Below are 15,517 nucleotides of genomic sequence, written 5' to 3' on the forward strand. Positions count from 1 at the left end.
CGAGCCGCAACAAAGAAAAAATCTATCGATAGATAAAATCATTAGTTTTCATTAAAAATCTCCTGTTGGTTGCCGAAAACAGCGTCTAGACCGTTTTCGCAGGCCGTCAGCTGCGCCGGACGGCGGCAGCGCCACCGGGGGATTCAATGAAAACATCAAGCCGTACTCTCACTTCCACAGCGACGCAGGCATGGTGGCCGGCATGCCGACACCTGGCGGCCCAACTGCTGGCCGGCTGCGCACTTGGCATGGCCATGCCCATGCCCGGCCTGGCCAGCGGCGCCGACATGGTGCTGGCCACGCGCGTCACGGCAGGCGCCAAGCCCTGGCTCACGCCTGCGCACCGCCAATGGCTGCAGGCGCGCGGGCCGCTGACGCTGGGCATTTCCACGCCGGACCATCCGCCGCTGGGCATGATCGATGGCGATCGCTTCCAGGGCATCACGGCCGACCACCTGGGCCTGCTTTTTCCCACGCCCGTGCGCTTCAAGTCCTATGGATCGCGTGCGGCCGTGCTCGATGCGCTGCGCCGCGGCGAGATCGACCTGGCCTGCGGCGGCACCGAGCTGGAAGCCGAGCGCGCCGACCTGGCCCTGAGCGTGCCCTACCTGCCCAGCCAGCCCGTGCTGGTCTCCCCGTCGAATGCTCCCTTCGACGCCAGGCGCCGGGGTGCGCGGCTGGCCATGACGCCCGACCAGCTGCTGCGCTCCCAGGTGGCTGCCGCCTACCCCCTCAGCGAGCTGCTGACCTATGAAACACCCCGCCGCGCGCTGGAGGCGCTGAGCCTGGGCGAGATCGACGGCTTCGTCGGCGACACGGTCACGGTGCACTACCTGATCCAGGCCAACTACCTGCTCAACCTGCGCGTGCAGGGCTTTGCGCCCATAGAAAGCCGTGGCTTCGGCATGCTGGTGAGGCATGGCGATGCACAGCTGAAGGCCTACCTGGACCAGGCCCTGCCCAGCATCACCGTGCAGCACGGCGACGACATCCTGCGCAGCTGGAGTGGAAGCCGCCGCCCGCTGCTGGGCGGCGACCGCGTGGCGCTGACGCCCTCGGAAAAGCAGTGGCTGGATGCCCATCCGCGCATTCCCGTGGTCCTCAACGGCTCGCTGGGTCCGCTGGGACAGCTCGATGCCGACCGCCAGGCCCAGGGCATCGGCCCCGACTACCTGGACCTGATCAGCCGCCGCGCCGGCCTGCAGTTCGAGTACATCGCCGCGCGCAACTATTCCGAACTCGAAACCATGCTGGGCTCCGGCAAGGCCCTGCTCACCCCGGCGTACACCTCGCCGCCCACGGCCTCGCCCGATATCAGGCTGCTGCCGCCCTATCTGCGCAGCACGGTCGTGGTGATGGCCCGGCCCGAGGCCAACGCAGGCACCCCGCGCGACAAGCCCATACACCACCTCCAGCGACTGGAGGGCAAGCGCGTGGCCATGGTGGCGGGCTTCTTTCTCGAAAGCACGGTGCGCAGGGAGCATCCGAGCATACGGCTGCAGCTGTATGCCGACCTGACCCAGGCCCTGGCCAGCGTGGCGGCCAATGACAGCGATGCCTTCGTGGGCAACGACTACGCGGCGCGCTATGCCAACGCCCAGCAATTGGGCAGCCGGCTGCAGCTCACCGGCATCCTGGACGACTACACCCGCCCCATCAGCCTGGCCGTGCACGCCGCCGAACCTGAACTGCTGGGCATCCTGGAAAAGGCCCAGCTGTCCATCGCACCCGAAGAGGTGGCCGAAATCGTCCACCACTGGGCGCCGCACCATAACGGCAACGGCGCGAGCTTCTGGCGCGAGCACCGCCAGCGCCTGCTGCTGCTGGCCGGGGCGCTGGCCCTGGTCACGGTCATCTCACTGGTCTGGGGCTTTTACCTGAGCCGCCAGATGCGCAGGACACGCCGGGCCGAGCGGCGCGCCGAGGCCGCCAACCAGGCCAAGAGCCAGTTTCTGTCCACCACCAGCCACGAGATACGCACGCCGCTGAGCGCCGTCATCGGCCTGCTGGAACTGGCGCAGGACCGGGAAAAGCTCGGCCTGCCCCACCGCGATATGCTGGCCTCCGCCCACAAGGCCGCCCAGGGCATGCTGCTGTTGCTGGGCAATGTGCTGGATCTGCACCGCATCGAGTCGGGCCATATCGACTCCACGCTCCAGCCCGTGGCACTGCGCCCGCTGATCGAAGGCATGGCCCCGCTGCTGCAAGGCCTGGCCCACGGCAAGCGGCTGTCGCTGCGCACCGAAGTGGGCAGCGGCGTGGACCACAGCGTGACGGCCGACCCGCTGCATCTCAAGCAGGTGCTGTTCAACCTGCTCAGCAATGCCATCAAGTTCACCGAGCGCGGCAGCGTCACCCTGCGCGCGCATGGCGCCAGCCGGCATGACCGTCTGCTGCTGCAGATGGAGGTCGAGGACACGGGCATCGGCATTGCGCCGCAGGACCAGGCCCGGCTGTTCCAGCCCTTCTCGCAGGTGGAAGGCGCCCACCAGGACAGGGCCTTTGGCAGCGGCCTGGGCCTGAGCATCACGCGGCGCCTGCTGGAGCACATGGGGGGAACCATCACGGTGGACAGCGCACCGGGCCGAGGCTCGCGCTTCACGGTCAGGCTGAGCCTGCCACTGGTGGAGCCGGACCACCGCATGCAGGCCGACGTCACGCCCGCGTCAGAGGGAATATTGCCCCTGGTCCTGCCCGCCTCGGTGGCGCTGCAAGGAAAGCCCCAGGCCAGTGCCGAGCCCCTGCCCGCATCACAGCCCGGGTCCGGGTCCGACCTCAGAATCCTGGCCGTGGAAGACTATCTGTTCAACCGCGAGCTGCTCAAGAGCCAGCTGGCCGCGCTGGGCCACGGCATCTGCCTGGCCGGCGATGGACAGGAAGCCTGGGCACGCTGCCTGGTCGAGTCCTTCGATCTCATCATCACCGATGGACGCATGCCGCTCATGGACGGCTTCGAGTTCATCCGGCGCCTGCGCCAGCGCGAGGCCGAAAACCAGCTGCGCCACTGCCGCGTGATCGCGCTGACCGCCAGCCCCGAAGCCTCCGAAGCGCTGCGCTACCTGCAGGCCGGCGCCGACGAGGTGCTGTCCAAGCCGGCTGCCATGGAAGACCTCAGGCGCGTCATCGAACAGGTGCGGAACGAGCTGCAGGGCGGCACGCCCGGCACCTGGCATCCGCCACCCGCCGCGCCCTCCACGCTCAGCCCGGCCTGACCGTGCTGCTGGCCGTCACGCGGCTTTGCTCGAAGCGCTGGGCCAGCTCGCGGCGCAGGTCCTTGCGGATCAGCGCAGCGTGCCAGCGGCGCCTTTCCTCGTCGTTGGACGGCACCAGCGTCGGCACGGCGGCCGGCTGCTTGTTCTCGTCCACGGCCACCATGGTGAAAAAGCAGCTGTTCACATGGCGCACCACCTGGGTGCGGATGTCCTCGGCCACCACCTTGATGCCGATCTCCATCGACGACTTGCCCGTGTGGTTGACGCTGGCCAGGAACGTCACCAGCTCGCCCACGTGGATGGGCTGCAGGAACATCACCTGGTCCACGCTCAGCGTGACCACATAGCGGCCCGCGTAGCGGCTGGCGCAGGCATAGGCCACCTGGTCGAGCTGCTTGAGAACGGCGCCGCCATGGACGTTGCCCGAAAAGTTCGCCATGTCGGGCGACATGAGCACAGTCATGCTCAGCTGGTGCGATGGGAAATTCATCACGGGATTCTAGGAAAAAGCGCCATTGCGCGAGAATGGGCGCCCTTTTGCCCCCCGAGTGACGTTTTTGTGACCTCTTCCCTCTCTTTCGACGCCATCGTCATCGGCGCCGGCGCGGCCGGTCTGTTCTGCGCGGCCCAGGCCGGACAGCGTGGCCTGTCGGTGCTGCTCCTGGACCACGCGGAGAAGGTGGCAGAGAAGATCCGCATCTCGGGCGGTGGCCGCTGCAACTTCACCAACCGCGACCTGGACGTGCGCGCACCCCACAAGCACTTCGTGGGCGGCAACCCGCAGTTCTGCCGCTCGGCCCTGTCGCGCTACACGCCGGCCGACTTCATTGCGCTCATGGACAGGCACGGCATCGCCCACCATGAAAAGCACAAGGGCCAGCTGTTTGCCGACCGCTCGGCCGAAGACATCATCGCCATGCTGCTGGCCGAATGCCAGGCCGGCGGCGTGCAGCGCTGGCAGCCCTGCAAGGTCGATTCCGTGGCGCACTCGGACGGCCAATACCGCCTGCAGACCAGCCGGGGCGCCGTGCAGGCGCCCAGCCTGGTCATCGCCACGGGCGGGCTGTCCATCCCCAAGATCGGCGCCACCGACTTCGGCTACCGCCTGGCCCAGCAATTCGGCCTGCCCCTGGTCGAACGCACGCCGGGCCTGGTGCCGCTGACCTTCGATGGCGACGCCTGGGCCCCCTACGCCCAGCTCGCGGGCCTGGCCCTGCCCGTGGAGATCAGCACCGGCAGCAAGAAAGAGCGCATGGCCTTCATGGAAGACCTGCTGTTCACGCACCGGGGCCTGTCGGGCCCGGCCGTGCTGCAGATATCGAGCTACTGGAAGCCCGGCACGCCCCTGAGCATCAACCTCGCGCCCGAGGTGGACCTGCAGGGCGAGCTGCTCAGGGCCAAGTCGCGCTCGCGCAAGCTCATCGCCAATGAACTGGCGCAGTGGCTGCCCTCGCGACTGGCCGATGCCTGGGTGCAGCAGGATGCTGCCTGGCAGCGCCCCATCGCCGAAGCCTCCGACAAGGCCCTGAACCAGCTGGCCGAGCGCCTGTCACGCTGGGAGATCGTGCCCACGGGCACGGAAGGCTACAAGAAGGCGGAAGTGACGCTGGGCGGCGTGGACACGCGGGCGCTCTCGCAGCAGACCATGGAATGCAAGACCCAGCCGGGCCTGTACTGCATTGGCGAAGTGGTGGATATCACCGGCTGGCTCGGCGGATACAACTTCCAATGGGCCTGGGCCAGTGGGCACGCCTGTGCGCAGGCCTTGCCTTCTGCCTGATTTGTCAGACCGCTTTCGTCTCGCGTATAATCGCCCGCTTTGCTGGCAATCGCCCCGTCGGCCAATACTAGTTAACTTTGGACGGGGACCAACCGCTGAACATGGCTCTCAGGCCCGATCTTCCCGGGAACCCGCTGTCAGCACAGATATCTGGAAATCTAGCTAATGACCACCATCCGCGTAAAAGAAAACGAGCCCTATGAAGTTGCCCTGCGCCGCTTCAAGCGCACCATCGAAAAGCTCGGCCTGCTGACCGACCTGCGCGCTCGCGAGTTCTACGAGAAGCCCACTGCCGAACGCAAGCGCAAGAAGGCTGCCGCCGTCAAGCGTCACTACAAGCGCGTTCGCAGCATGCAGCTGCCCAAGAAGCTGTACTGATCAGCCCTTGACCAGCCGGCTCTCGTCAGCCGCAAAACCCGCGCTCGGGACGCCAGGCGCGGGTTTTTTGTTTTTTGTTCCGTGTTTTCCGACGCCATCACCTCAGGAGAAAAGCCATGAGCCTCAAGGCCCAGATCACCGAAGACATGAAGACCGCCATGCGCGCCAAGGACAGCGAGCGCCTGGGCACCATCCGCCTGCTGCAGGCAGCGATGAAGCAAAAGGAAGTCGATGAGCGCATCGAGCTGGACGACGCCGCCGTCATCGCCATCGTGGACAAGCTGATCAAGCAGCGCAAGGACAGCATCGCCGCCTTCGAGGGCGCGGGCCGCCAGGACCTGGCCGACAAGGAAAAGGCCGAGATGGCCGTGCTGACCGCCTACCTGCCCGAGCGCATGTCGGCCGAGGAAGTGGCCACCGCCGTCAAGGCCATCGTGGCCGAACTGGGCGCATCCGGCCCCGGCGACATGGGCAAGGTCATGGGCGCGGTCAAGGCGCAACTGGCAGGCAAGGCCGACATGGGCCAGGTCTCCGCCGCAGTGAAGGCCGCCCTGGCAGGCTGATCCCCGGCCAGTCCGCTGCAGCAGCCGCCCCGCTCAGGGAGCGGCTGCCATCCACTCCTTCTTGAAGTGTTCCTGCAGGAACTCCACGCACACCCGCACCTTGGCCGACAGCTGCAGCCGCGTCGGATACACAGCCCAGACATTGGCCTCCTGCCGCCATTCGGGCAACACCTGCACCAGGCGCCCGGCCTGCAGATGGGCGCCCACATCCCATAGCGAGCGCAGCGCAATGCCGCGACCGTCCACGGCCCACTGCACCACCATCTCGCCGTTGTTGGCCGACAGCGGCCCCGTGACCTTCACCGCCTGCTCGGCCGCGCCCGCGCGCAGCCGCCACACGCCAAAGGCCTGGTCGCGCTCCTTGATGGCCAGGCAGTCATGGGCCGACAGCTCGGCCGGCGTGCGCGGCGTGCCACGGCGCGCCAGGTAGGCAGGCGCGGCGCACAGCACGCGGTGGTTGTCGGCCAGGCGCCGCGCAATCAGGTGGGGCGCGATCTCGTCGCCCACGCGCACATCCAGATCGAAGCCCTCGCCCGCCACATCCACCAGCCGGTCGAACACGTCCAGCCGCACCTGCAGCCCCGGATGGCGCTCCACCAGCCTGGAAAGCGCGGGCGCGATCACATGCCGCCCGAAACCGAAGCTGCTGCTCACGCGCAGCAGGCCGCGCGGCTCGCTGCGCGTGATGGCCACCTCCTGCATCAGCTGGTCCATGTCGTCGAGGATGCGCTGCGCCCAGTGGAAGACGCGCTCGCCCTCCTCGGTCACGGCCACGCGGCGCGTGGTGCGGTGCAGCAGCTTCACGCCCAGCTCTTCTTCCAGCAGGCGGATGCGCTTGCTCACATAGGCGGGCGAGGCCCCCAATTCCTCGGCCGCAGCGGCAAAGCCGGATTTGCGGGCCACCACGGTGAAGACGCGCAGGTCTTCGGGAGACGGCTGTTTATTCACGATCTGTAAATAATGGAACCACAGTTGGCCGATTGTATTTAGCCCTGGCGCAGCCAACAATGCCATGCATGCGGCCTGGCTGTCAGCGGCGCCGCTTCATATCCATCCATTCGATCCAAGGACAGACACCATGCAAGACACATTCAAGATCGCCGTCATCGCCGGTGACGGCATTGGCAAGGAAGTCATGCCCGAAGGCCTGCGCGCCCTGGAAGCTGCCGCCAGCCGCTTTGCGATCAAGCTCGAATTCCACCATTTCGACTGGGCCCACTGCGACTACTACCTGGCCCACGGAAAAATGATGCCCGACGACTGGAAGGCGCAGCTGTCCGGCATGGATGCCATCTTCTTCGGCGCCGTGGGCTGGCCCGCCACCGTGCCCGACCATGTCTCGCTGTGGGGCTCGCTGCTCAAGTTCCGCCGCGAGTTCGACCAGTACATCAACCTGCGCCCCGTTCGCCTGTTCGAAGGCGTGCCCTGCCCGCTGGCCGGCCGCAAGCCCGGCGACATCGACTACTACGTGGTGCGCGAGAACACCGAGGGCGAGTACACCTCGCTGGGCGGCATCATGTACGAGGGCACGGACCGCGAGATCGTGATCCAGGAATCGGTCTACTCGCGCAAGGGTGCCGAGCGCCTGCTCAAGTACGCCTTCGACCTGGCCCAAAGCCGCGAGCGCAAGCACGTCACCCTGGCCACCAAGAGCAACGGCATCGCCATCAGCATGCCCTGGTGGGACCAGCGCGCCGAGGACGTGGCCAAGGCCTACCCGGAAGTCACGCTGGACAAGCAGCACATCGACATCCTGACCGCGCGCTTCGTGCTGCAGCCGGGCCGCTTCGACGTGGTGGCCGCCACCAACCTGTTCGGCGACATCCTCAGCGACCTGGGCCCGGCCACCACGGGCACCATCGGCCTGGCTCCCTCGGCCAACCTCAATCCCGACCGCAGCTTCCCCAGCCTGTTCGAGCCCGTGCACGGCTCGGCGCCCGACATCTACGGCAAGAACATCGCCAACCCCATCGCCATGGTCTGGTCGGCGGCGCTGATGCTGGACTTCCTGACCCACGGCCAGGGCGCAGGCCGCGCGGCGCACGACGCCATCGTCTCGGCCATCGAGGAAGTCATCAGGAGCGGCCCGCGCACGCCCGACCTGGGCGGCACGGCCAGCACCACCGAGGTGGGCCAGGCCATCGCCCGGCGCATCGCTGCCGCCTGAGGCGCCGCGCCGGGGTTCATGCCGCCCGGCAGCCCGGCCTACCGGCCCATGCGGCCCATGCGGCCCCTGCGCAGCCTGCCGGCCCCCATCCCGGCCGCCAGCAGGCTCAGCATGACCAGCGCCACGGTGTGCAGGGCCGGCACAGGCGTGGGCACCGGCGCCGCCACCACGGCCTGTGTGAAGCCCTGGCTCATCGGGGCGTGGACTGCATCCCCGCTGTAGTCGACCACAAGGCCGTGGGATCCGGCCGCCACGGGCAGCCGGACCGTGATGCTGGCGGCGCCGCCAACCAGGGGCGCCGACCCCAGCTGCGCCCCGTTGTACGAGACCGTGATGCTGCCCGAGGGGAGCGCCGCCGCCATCGCCCGCAGCGCCCCCCGTCGGTCCTGCGCCCCGGTCACGGCCGACACGCTGATGGTCACATCGTCGCCGGGCCGGGAAGGGTTGGGGGTCGAGGTGATCGCCAGGGTGGTTGTGGCCTGGGCGATCTGCACGCTTTGCTGCTGCCTTGCCGCCGCCTCGTAGTTCGCATCGCCGGCCTGGTCTGCCAGGATGCGGCAGGGTCCCGGCGCAATGAAGGAGACAGAACCGCCCGCGATGGTGCAATGGGCAGCCGTCGCCGCATCCACGGAGAACACCACCGCCTTGCCGGAAGCCCCGCCCGTTGCTGCCACGGCATAGGTATCGCCCACCTTGGCGGCCGCTGGCGCCACGGAAGTGAAGGCAATGGCCTGCGGGCCCTTGCCGATGCTCAGGGACAGGACTTGCCGGGCCGCAGGCAGATGGTTGGCATCCCCCTGCTGATCGGCGGCCAGCAGGCAGTTGTCCGTACCCGCCAGCCTGCCGGACACCTCGGCACCGCTGACGGAGCACGCCGCCGGCGTCAGGGAGCTGAACTGCACGGCCTGGGACGAGCCACCGCCGGCGGCGGTCAGAGCCACCCGTGCATCCACGACCAGGGGCGCCGGCATGCTCCAGACGATGTTCTGCGCAGCAGGCTGCACCGTCACCGGGTAAGCCACCTCGGGGGCGGGACCATAGATCGCGTCGCCGCCCTGCCGGGCCGTCATCGTGCAAGTGCCTGCGGAATGGAAGCTGAACACCCCTGCGGCATCGACAGTGCAAACCTCTGGCGCAGATGCGGAAAACGTCACGGCCAGGCCGGAGGTAGCCGTTGCAACGGGCGTGAATGTCGTGCCGAAGGTTTGCGCCGACGGCTGCGCAAAGTCGATGGTCTGCTCCAGCCTGAGCGTGGTGAAGGGCACGCTGGCCACATCCGGCTGCACGCGGCCTGCGCCATCCCTGGCGATGAAGTGCAGCCTGTAGGCCGTATTCACCGCCAGCCCCCCGATATCGATATCGTGGACCACGCCTGCCGTCATGCCGACCGGGGAGCCGCCGGCCTGCAGCGTGGCGGCATCCGGCGCCGCGGCGGCCGCAGCAAGCACCTGCCAGTAGCCCGTGCCGTCCCGGTCCAGCGCCACGCGGGCCTTGGCCGTCACACCGCCCGCCTGCGGGTCGACGACGGGAGCCAGACTGAAGACCGGGCGGCCCAGCACATAGCCGGCAAACCCAGGGTTTTGCGCTGCATGCCACCCATCGGACAGGGATGACAGACCCGCCCAGACCGCATTGGCGGGGATGGTCGATGCGTCCATGGCGAGCAGGGTCTGGATGCCATCGAGCGAATAGTGGAAAACAGTGCTGTCGATGGGGCGCGGGAGGGAGGACCCCTCGATCTGAAAGGAGCTGATCGTGGCCCAGGCTGCCGCTGCGGGAATTCCCATGGGATCGCTCGTCCGCAGGACCTGGCCCTGGTAGCTGTATGTGTAGTCCTCGTTCCAACTGTTGAGACCCCAGCCGTCATCCCAGTAGTTGGAAGGGGTGACCCAATCCGCAGTGGAGGGCGGCGAGCCGCCTTGCTGCACCACGCCGCCCACGCTGAACGTGTATTCGGTCACCATGGACGTATACCAAGCGTTGGACTGCGTCTGGTAGCCCGTCATGACCAGCCCCTGCGCCGGCGCGGCCACGGCCGCGACGCAATGCAGGCCGGCTCCGAATACCACCACCCACGGCATCATGGCCCTGGAAAATTCCGCCTGAAGGCGACTGCCTCGTTCTCTCACATGCACTCCCGTTTCAACTTGCTGTTCTTCTGGTCCGTGCCGGGGGTACCGGCAATGCAGGAGCCTAGCGGCCGCACCTGCCCGCGCCTTGACTGCGCGTTGCGCTTTTCTTGACAGTGCGTCCCGCCCCCTGCGCAACGCGGGCTGCCGCGCCACCGTCCGTTCATTCGCCACCAAACGCCTGCTGCCCCCGGCCCTGCAAAGCGGCGATACGCCGTCCAACCGGGCCATCGTCTGGGCGCGGAGATGGCGGCATTGCCCCCGCCGCAGGCCCCTGGCCGGCGAACAGGGCAAGATGGCCGGCTGCGGCATTCGGGCCGCTCAGACACAGCACGGAATCTCCATGAAGCACTACGACTACATCGTCATCGGCGGCGGCAGCGGCGGCATTGCATCGGCCAACCGCGCCGCCATGCACGGGCGCCACTGCGCGCTGATCGAAGCCGGCGAGATCGGCGGCACCTGCGTCAACGTGGGCTGCGTGCCCAAGAAGGTCATGTGGCATGCGGCCCAGATCGGCGAGGCCATGCACCGCTACGGCCCCGACTACGGCTGGGATGCCACCGTCGAGGGCCTGGACTGGCAGCGCCTGCTGGACAGCCGCAGCGCCTACATCGACCGCATCCATGCCTCGTATGAAAGCGGCCTGGCGCGCAACAAGGTCGAGCTGATCCAGGGCTTTGGCCGCTTCGTGGATGCGCGAACCGTGGAGGTGGGCGGCCAGCGGCTCAGTGCCGACCACATCCTCATCGCCACGGGCACGCGCCCGGCACGGCCCGACATACCTGGCGCCGAGCTGGGCATCGACTCCGACGGCTTCTTCGCCCTCGGGGCCTTGCCTGCGCGCACGGCCGTGGTGGGTGCCGGCTATATCGCCGTGGAGATTGCCGGCGTGCTGCACGCGCTGGGCTCGCAGACCCATCTGTTCCTGCGCCAGAACTCGGCACTGCGCGGGTTCGATCCACTGCTGAGCCAGACCCTGATGGAGATCATGGAGGCCGAAGGCCCCGCCGTGCACCGCCAGGCCACCCCGAAGGCCGTGGTCCGCAATGCCGACGGCAGCCTGGACCTGCAACTGCAGGACGGCAGCAGCCACACCGTGGACTGCGTGGTCTGGGCCGTGGGCCGCAGGCCCGACACCTCGGGCCTGAACCTGGAGGCCGCAGGCGTGGCGCTGCAGGACAGCGGCCACATCGCGGTGGACAAGTTCCAGGACACCAATGTGCCCGGCATCCACGCCGTGGGCGACATCACGGGCCGCATCGAACTCACGCCCGTGGCCGTGGCCGCAGGCCGGCGCCTGTCCGAGCGCCTGTTCAACGGCAAAACCGGCGAGCACCTGGACTACGACAACGTGCCGACCGTGGTCTTCAGCCACCCGCCCATCGGCACCGTGGGCCTGACCGAGCCGCAGGCGCGCGAGCGATTTGGCGACGATCAGGTCAAGATCTACCAGTCGGCCTTCACCGCCATGTACACGGCGGTCACGCGCCACCGCCAGCCCGCGCGCATGAAGCTGGTCTGCGTGGGCCCCGAGGAACGCATCGTGGGCATACACGGCATCGGCCTGGGGATGGACGAGATGCTGCAGGGCTTTGCCGTGGCGCTCAAGATGGGCGCCACCAAGCGGGACTTCGACGACACCGTGGCCATCCACCCCACGGCGGCAGAAGAGTTCGTGACCATGCGCTGAACGGCGCGCACCACCTGCCTTCGGCGGTTGACCACCGCCCTGGGCAGGGCACGCGCCGGGCGAGCGCGAAGCCGCCCAGGTCGGCGAAGGCATCGGGAATGGCCGGGAGCAGGCCGATCTGCGCCGTGCTCCTGACGCCAGCCTCGCGGACGCTGGTGGGCAGCCACAAGCTGCGCGCGATCCGCAGCCGGCTCCGCTTCTCCTTCTCCTTTTCCTTCCCCCGACATGGACCTCCTGCCCCTGCATGCCGCCGCTGCCTGCATGGCTATGGGCTGACATTTCAGCTGCCTGCGGTGCATTTCCACCGTCCAGGGTCCTGCGTCGCCACGCTGGCCCGGTGGAAACATCCGTCCACCGTGGGAATTTCAAGCGCCTACGCTCAAACACCCAAATCAATAGTCAAAAACAAATAAAGTATTTTCCCGATAGTCAAGTCAAATCGAAAAATTCACAATCCTTGTACGCGGGGAAAAAGAGGCATTGCTCCATGGAAAGCCTTGGTGTTTCTTTGTAGGCAATCCGACTTAATTCGAGTGCATACACCTTGATTTTCCACATCAACCCAGCAGCCATGGGTCGAGAGCCGCGATCGGAGCCCAGGAGACATCCCATGCCCAGACTGCATTCGAAGACAGGGCATGGCGAGCCCGCGCCAGGCGGCATGCAGGCCAGCTTCTGGCCCCTGCGGCAAACGCACGCGCCGGGCAGCAGGCTGAAAGCAGTGTTCGCGCTGGAGGCCTTCCACCGTGCGGGCAGCGGCGCCGGGAGCCGCTTGGCCGATGAAGCCTTCTTGGCCCGCAGCGCCTATGGGGCTGAGCAGCGGCCGGGGCGCAACACCAGACTCAACAAGGAGACAGATCCATGACAACCGATGTACTCGATGTCCGGTCCCCGTTGACCGGGTCGCGCAACGCGGGCCACCCTCTGCCGGCGGACCGCATGATCATGGGCGCGCCCACTGGCGGCTGAGGAGCAGGTCATGCACGAAGCCCCCCGCCCCACCCTCCCGCCCATCGGCTGCAACGGCCGTGGCGTGCAGCGCTCCTCGCGCCACCAGCCCATCGGCCTGCAGGAGCTGCCCATACGCGAGCAGTTCCGCCTCGTCAGCGAGACCGGCGTGTTCGACTGCTTCGACCGCCTGCCGCTGCGCCACCAGCTGGCCGACTACGAGTCGGCCATCGCCGAATTCAAGCTGCCCGTGCACACCGCCAGCTGGTTCTACCGCCTGGGCGAGGACGAGGTCCTGCTGGCCGGCAACCTTCGCATCTGCCGCGAGATCGGCGTGCGCTGCCACAACATCATGACCTTCAAGCACCACCGCGACGGCCATGTGCTGTCCGATGTGGAAATCGCCGAACACTATCTGCGGGTCTATGACGACGCCATGGGCCTGGGCGTGGAGCCCAGCTTCGCGCTGCATGTGAACACGTGGACCGAAGACTTCCTGCGCGTGCGCAGCGTGGCCGGGCGCGTGCAGGCACGCGGCGTGCCCTTTCACTTCACGCTGGACTACAGCCATGTGAACTTCAAGATCGGCAACCCGGCCGAGCTGGACCGGTCGGGCGTGCGCGGGCTGCTCGAGCGCGGCGAACTGGTGCTGGACCCGTTCGAGCCCGGCTCGCTGTGCGAACAATGGCTGGACATGGGCATCGTGCGCTGGGCCCAGCTGCGCGCGGCCGGCCCCAACCAGCCCCTGAACCTGTGGCACCGCGACGAGGACGGCAGCCCGGGCCGGGGCATCCAGTACCCCATGCTGCGGCCCGGACCCGGCGAATGGCATTCACCCTGGCATGCCTACCTGCTGGAGCCCTCCAAAGAGGCCATCCGCAAGGTGCTGGCCTGCCACCATGCGCAGCCGCACAGCCCGCTGCGCTACCTCACCACCGAATTCATCAATCTCCCCGACTACGGCCTGGGCGCAGGCTATGACCTGCTGGAGCAGAACGTGGCGGCCGCGCGCTTCATGCGGCAAGCCTGGGACGAGATCTGCGCCCGCCCCGTACTCCGGGCCTCCTGCGAAGGTGCAGCATGAACCCCGCACAACACCCCCAAGGCCATGCCGTCATCATCGGCGCCGGACACGCCGGTGGCACCCTGGCCGCCCTGCTGCGCCAGTACGGCCACCCGGGCCCGATCACTGTGGTCGGCGGCGAGGACCTGCCGCCCTACCTGCGCCCGCCGCTGTCCAGGGCCTGGCTGCAGCAGGCCATGGGCCCGGACGAGCTGTTGCCGCGGCCCGCCGGCGCCTCTGCGGACCAGGCCATCGCCCTGCGCCCGGGCATGCGCGTCATGGCCATAGAGCCGGGCTCGCGGCAGGTGGCGCTGAACGACGGATCGGTGCTGCACTACGAACACCTGGTCATTGCCACAGGCTCCGCGCCGCGCTGGCTGGTCCTGCCCGGGGATGAGCGGCCTGGCATCACCTACCTGCGCACCATGGAAGACGCGCAGGCGCTGCGGGGCCATCTGCAGACCGCACGCTGCCTGGCCATCATCGGCGGCGGCTATGCGGGCCTCGAAATCGCTTCCACGGCCCGCAAGCTGGGCGTGCAGGTCCGGATCATCGAGCGCGAAGGCAGGCTGCTGACGCGCAGCGCCTCGCCGCAGATGGCTGCGCATCTGCTGCAGCTGCATGCAGGCCAGGGCGTGGAGGTGCATTTCAATGCAGCGGTCGCCGCCATCCAGGGAGACAGCCCCACCCGCATCACGGCCCTGTGGATGGCCGATGGCTCCCGACTGGAGTGCGATGCCGTGCTCATCGGCGTGGGCGCGGCGCCCTGCATGGAACTGGCGCAATCCCTCGGCCTGGACTGCGCCGACGGCATTGCCGTGGATGGCGAAGGCCGTACCGCCATGAGCGGCATCTACGCCATAGGCGATGCCACGCGCCGCCCGCTGGCCGGCTACCCCGGGCTGCACCGGCTCGAAAGCGTGCCCAGCGCGCTCGAACAGGCCCGGCGCGCGGCCTGCGCCATCACGGGCAGCGAACTGCCCGCCCATGAAACGCCCTGGTTCTGGTCCGATCAGTACGACACCAGGCTGCAGATCGCCGGCCTGCCCGGCCAGGGCGACCAGACCGTGCTGCGCGGCAACCCGGCCAGCGGCAGGTTCGCCGTCCTGCACCTGCGCGGCGGCCAGCTGTGCGCCGCCGAATGCGTGAATTCGCCGGGCGAATTCATGGCTGCGCGCAAGGCCATCGCCGCCACGCACTGCGCCGACCCCGGTTTCCCAACGCTCCCCTCCAAAGCCCCACTCACGTCATGATCTCCATTGCCTTCATGGAGCACGGCGGCAGCGAGCATGCGGTGCAGGCCACGGAGGGACAGAGCCTCATGCGCGCCGCTGTCTCCAACGGCGTGCCGGGCATCGATGCCGAATGCGGCGGCGCCTGTGCCTGCGCCACCTGCCATGTCTACATACAACCGGAGTGGCTGGACCGCGTGGGCCCGGCCCAGGGCGGCGAAAGGGAGATGCTGGACTTCGCCCTCGACGTGCGCGGAGACTCGCGGCTGGCCTGCCAGATCACGGTATCGCCACAGCTGAATGGGCTGGTGGTGGGCATGCCGGTGGCGCAGAGCTGAGGGTTGGTTCCGGA

Annotated in this window: 12 protein-coding genes; 9 read left to right on the top strand and 3 right to left on the bottom strand. The window is 67.9% G+C overall.

The window, feature by feature from the left end:
* Window positions 1-248: 248 nt before the first annotated feature.
* The gene (locus tag HFGMBDPB_RS20035) at window positions 249-3,212 is read left to right on the top strand and encodes an ATP-binding protein (RefSeq protein WP_212646090.1); all 2,964 of its coding nucleotides are present in this window, start codon (window positions 249-251) and stop codon (window positions 3,210-3,212) included.
* On the opposite strand, the gene HFGMBDPB_RS20040 is transcribed toward HFGMBDPB_RS20035, so the two are convergent.
* A complete protein-coding gene (locus HFGMBDPB_RS20040) occupies window positions 3,199-3,702 on the bottom strand; it encodes an acyl-CoA thioesterase (RefSeq protein ID WP_034347993.1) in 504 nt (167 codons plus the stop codon). The genes HFGMBDPB_RS20035 and HFGMBDPB_RS20040 overlap by 14 nt on opposite strands.
* Window positions 3,703-3,771: 69 nt before the next feature.
* On the opposite strand from HFGMBDPB_RS20040, the gene HFGMBDPB_RS20045 reads away from it, so the two are divergent.
* The 3 genes from HFGMBDPB_RS20045 to HFGMBDPB_RS20055 all read left to right on the top strand — a co-directional run bounded on the left by HFGMBDPB_RS20045 (window position 3,772) and on the right by HFGMBDPB_RS20055 (window position 5,933).
* Window positions 3,772-4,992, top strand: a complete 1,221-nt coding sequence (locus tag HFGMBDPB_RS20045) for a BaiN/RdsA family NAD(P)/FAD-dependent oxidoreductase (protein ID WP_016449727.1) — start codon at window positions 3,772-3,774, stop codon at window positions 4,990-4,992.
* 165 nt (window positions 4,993-5,157) lie between these two features.
* A complete protein-coding gene (gene rpsU / locus HFGMBDPB_RS20050) occupies window positions 5,158-5,370 on the top strand; it encodes a 30S ribosomal protein S21 (RefSeq protein WP_003052999.1) in 213 nt (70 codons plus the stop codon).
* A gap of 116 nt (window positions 5,371-5,486) precedes the next feature.
* Window positions 5,487-5,933, top strand: a complete 447-nt coding sequence (locus HFGMBDPB_RS20055; protein WP_016449728.1) for a GatB/YqeY domain-containing protein — start codon at window positions 5,487-5,489, stop codon at window positions 5,931-5,933.
* Between the two features lie 33 nt (window positions 5,934-5,966).
* Here HFGMBDPB_RS20055 and HFGMBDPB_RS20060 read toward each other — a convergent pair whose 3' ends face one another.
* A complete protein-coding gene (locus tag HFGMBDPB_RS20060) occupies window positions 5,967-6,881 on the bottom strand; it encodes a LysR substrate-binding domain-containing protein (RefSeq protein WP_017406911.1) in 915 nt (304 codons plus the stop codon).
* A 130-nt stretch (window positions 6,882-7,011) separates the two neighbouring features.
* Between HFGMBDPB_RS20060 and HFGMBDPB_RS20065 the strand changes: the two genes are divergently transcribed.
* Window positions 7,012-8,100 (top strand): tartrate dehydrogenase, encoded by a 1,089-nt coding sequence (locus HFGMBDPB_RS20065; protein ID WP_017406912.1) that lies wholly within the window; start codon window positions 7,012-7,014, stop codon window positions 8,098-8,100.
* 38 nt (window positions 8,101-8,138) lie between these two features.
* On the opposite strand, the gene HFGMBDPB_RS20070 is transcribed toward HFGMBDPB_RS20065, so the two are convergent.
* Window positions 8,139-10,184: an Ig-like domain-containing protein gene (locus tag HFGMBDPB_RS20070; RefSeq protein WP_249343573.1), complete on the bottom strand. Its 2,046-nt coding sequence runs from the start codon at window positions 10,182-10,184 to the stop codon at window positions 8,139-8,141.
* Window positions 10,185-10,572: 388 nt separating this feature from the next.
* Here HFGMBDPB_RS20070 and gorA point away from each other — a divergent pair, with 388 nt between their 5' ends.
* The 4 genes from gorA to HFGMBDPB_RS20090 all read left to right on the top strand — a co-directional run bounded on the left by gorA (window position 10,573) and on the right by HFGMBDPB_RS20090 (window position 15,503).
* The gene (gorA, locus tag HFGMBDPB_RS20075; protein ID WP_212646091.1) at window positions 10,573-11,922 is read left to right on the top strand and encodes a glutathione-disulfide reductase; all 1,350 of its coding nucleotides are present in this window, start codon (window positions 10,573-10,575) and stop codon (window positions 11,920-11,922) included.
* A 979-nt stretch (window positions 11,923-12,901) separates the two neighbouring features.
* Entirely contained in the window at window positions 12,902-13,954 is a 1,053-nt protein-coding gene (locus HFGMBDPB_RS20080) for an IolE/MocC family protein (protein ID WP_016449735.1), read from the top strand.
* Window positions 13,951-15,186 (top strand): NAD(P)/FAD-dependent oxidoreductase, encoded by a 1,236-nt coding sequence (locus HFGMBDPB_RS20085; RefSeq protein ID WP_212646092.1) that lies wholly within the window; start codon window positions 13,951-13,953, stop codon window positions 15,184-15,186. Before HFGMBDPB_RS20080 ends, HFGMBDPB_RS20085 begins: the two co-directional genes overlap by 4 nt.
* A complete protein-coding gene (locus HFGMBDPB_RS20090; protein ID WP_212646093.1) occupies window positions 15,183-15,503 on the top strand; it encodes a 2Fe-2S iron-sulfur cluster-binding protein in 321 nt (106 codons plus the stop codon). The genes HFGMBDPB_RS20085 and HFGMBDPB_RS20090 overlap by 4 nt, the downstream gene beginning before the upstream one ends.
* Window positions 15,504-15,517 lie beyond the last annotated feature (14 nt).

The organism is Delftia sp. PE138 (assembly GCF_018320755.1).
Lineage (GTDB): Bacteria > Pseudomonadota > Gammaproteobacteria > Burkholderiales > Burkholderiaceae_C > Comamonas > Comamonas tsuruhatensis.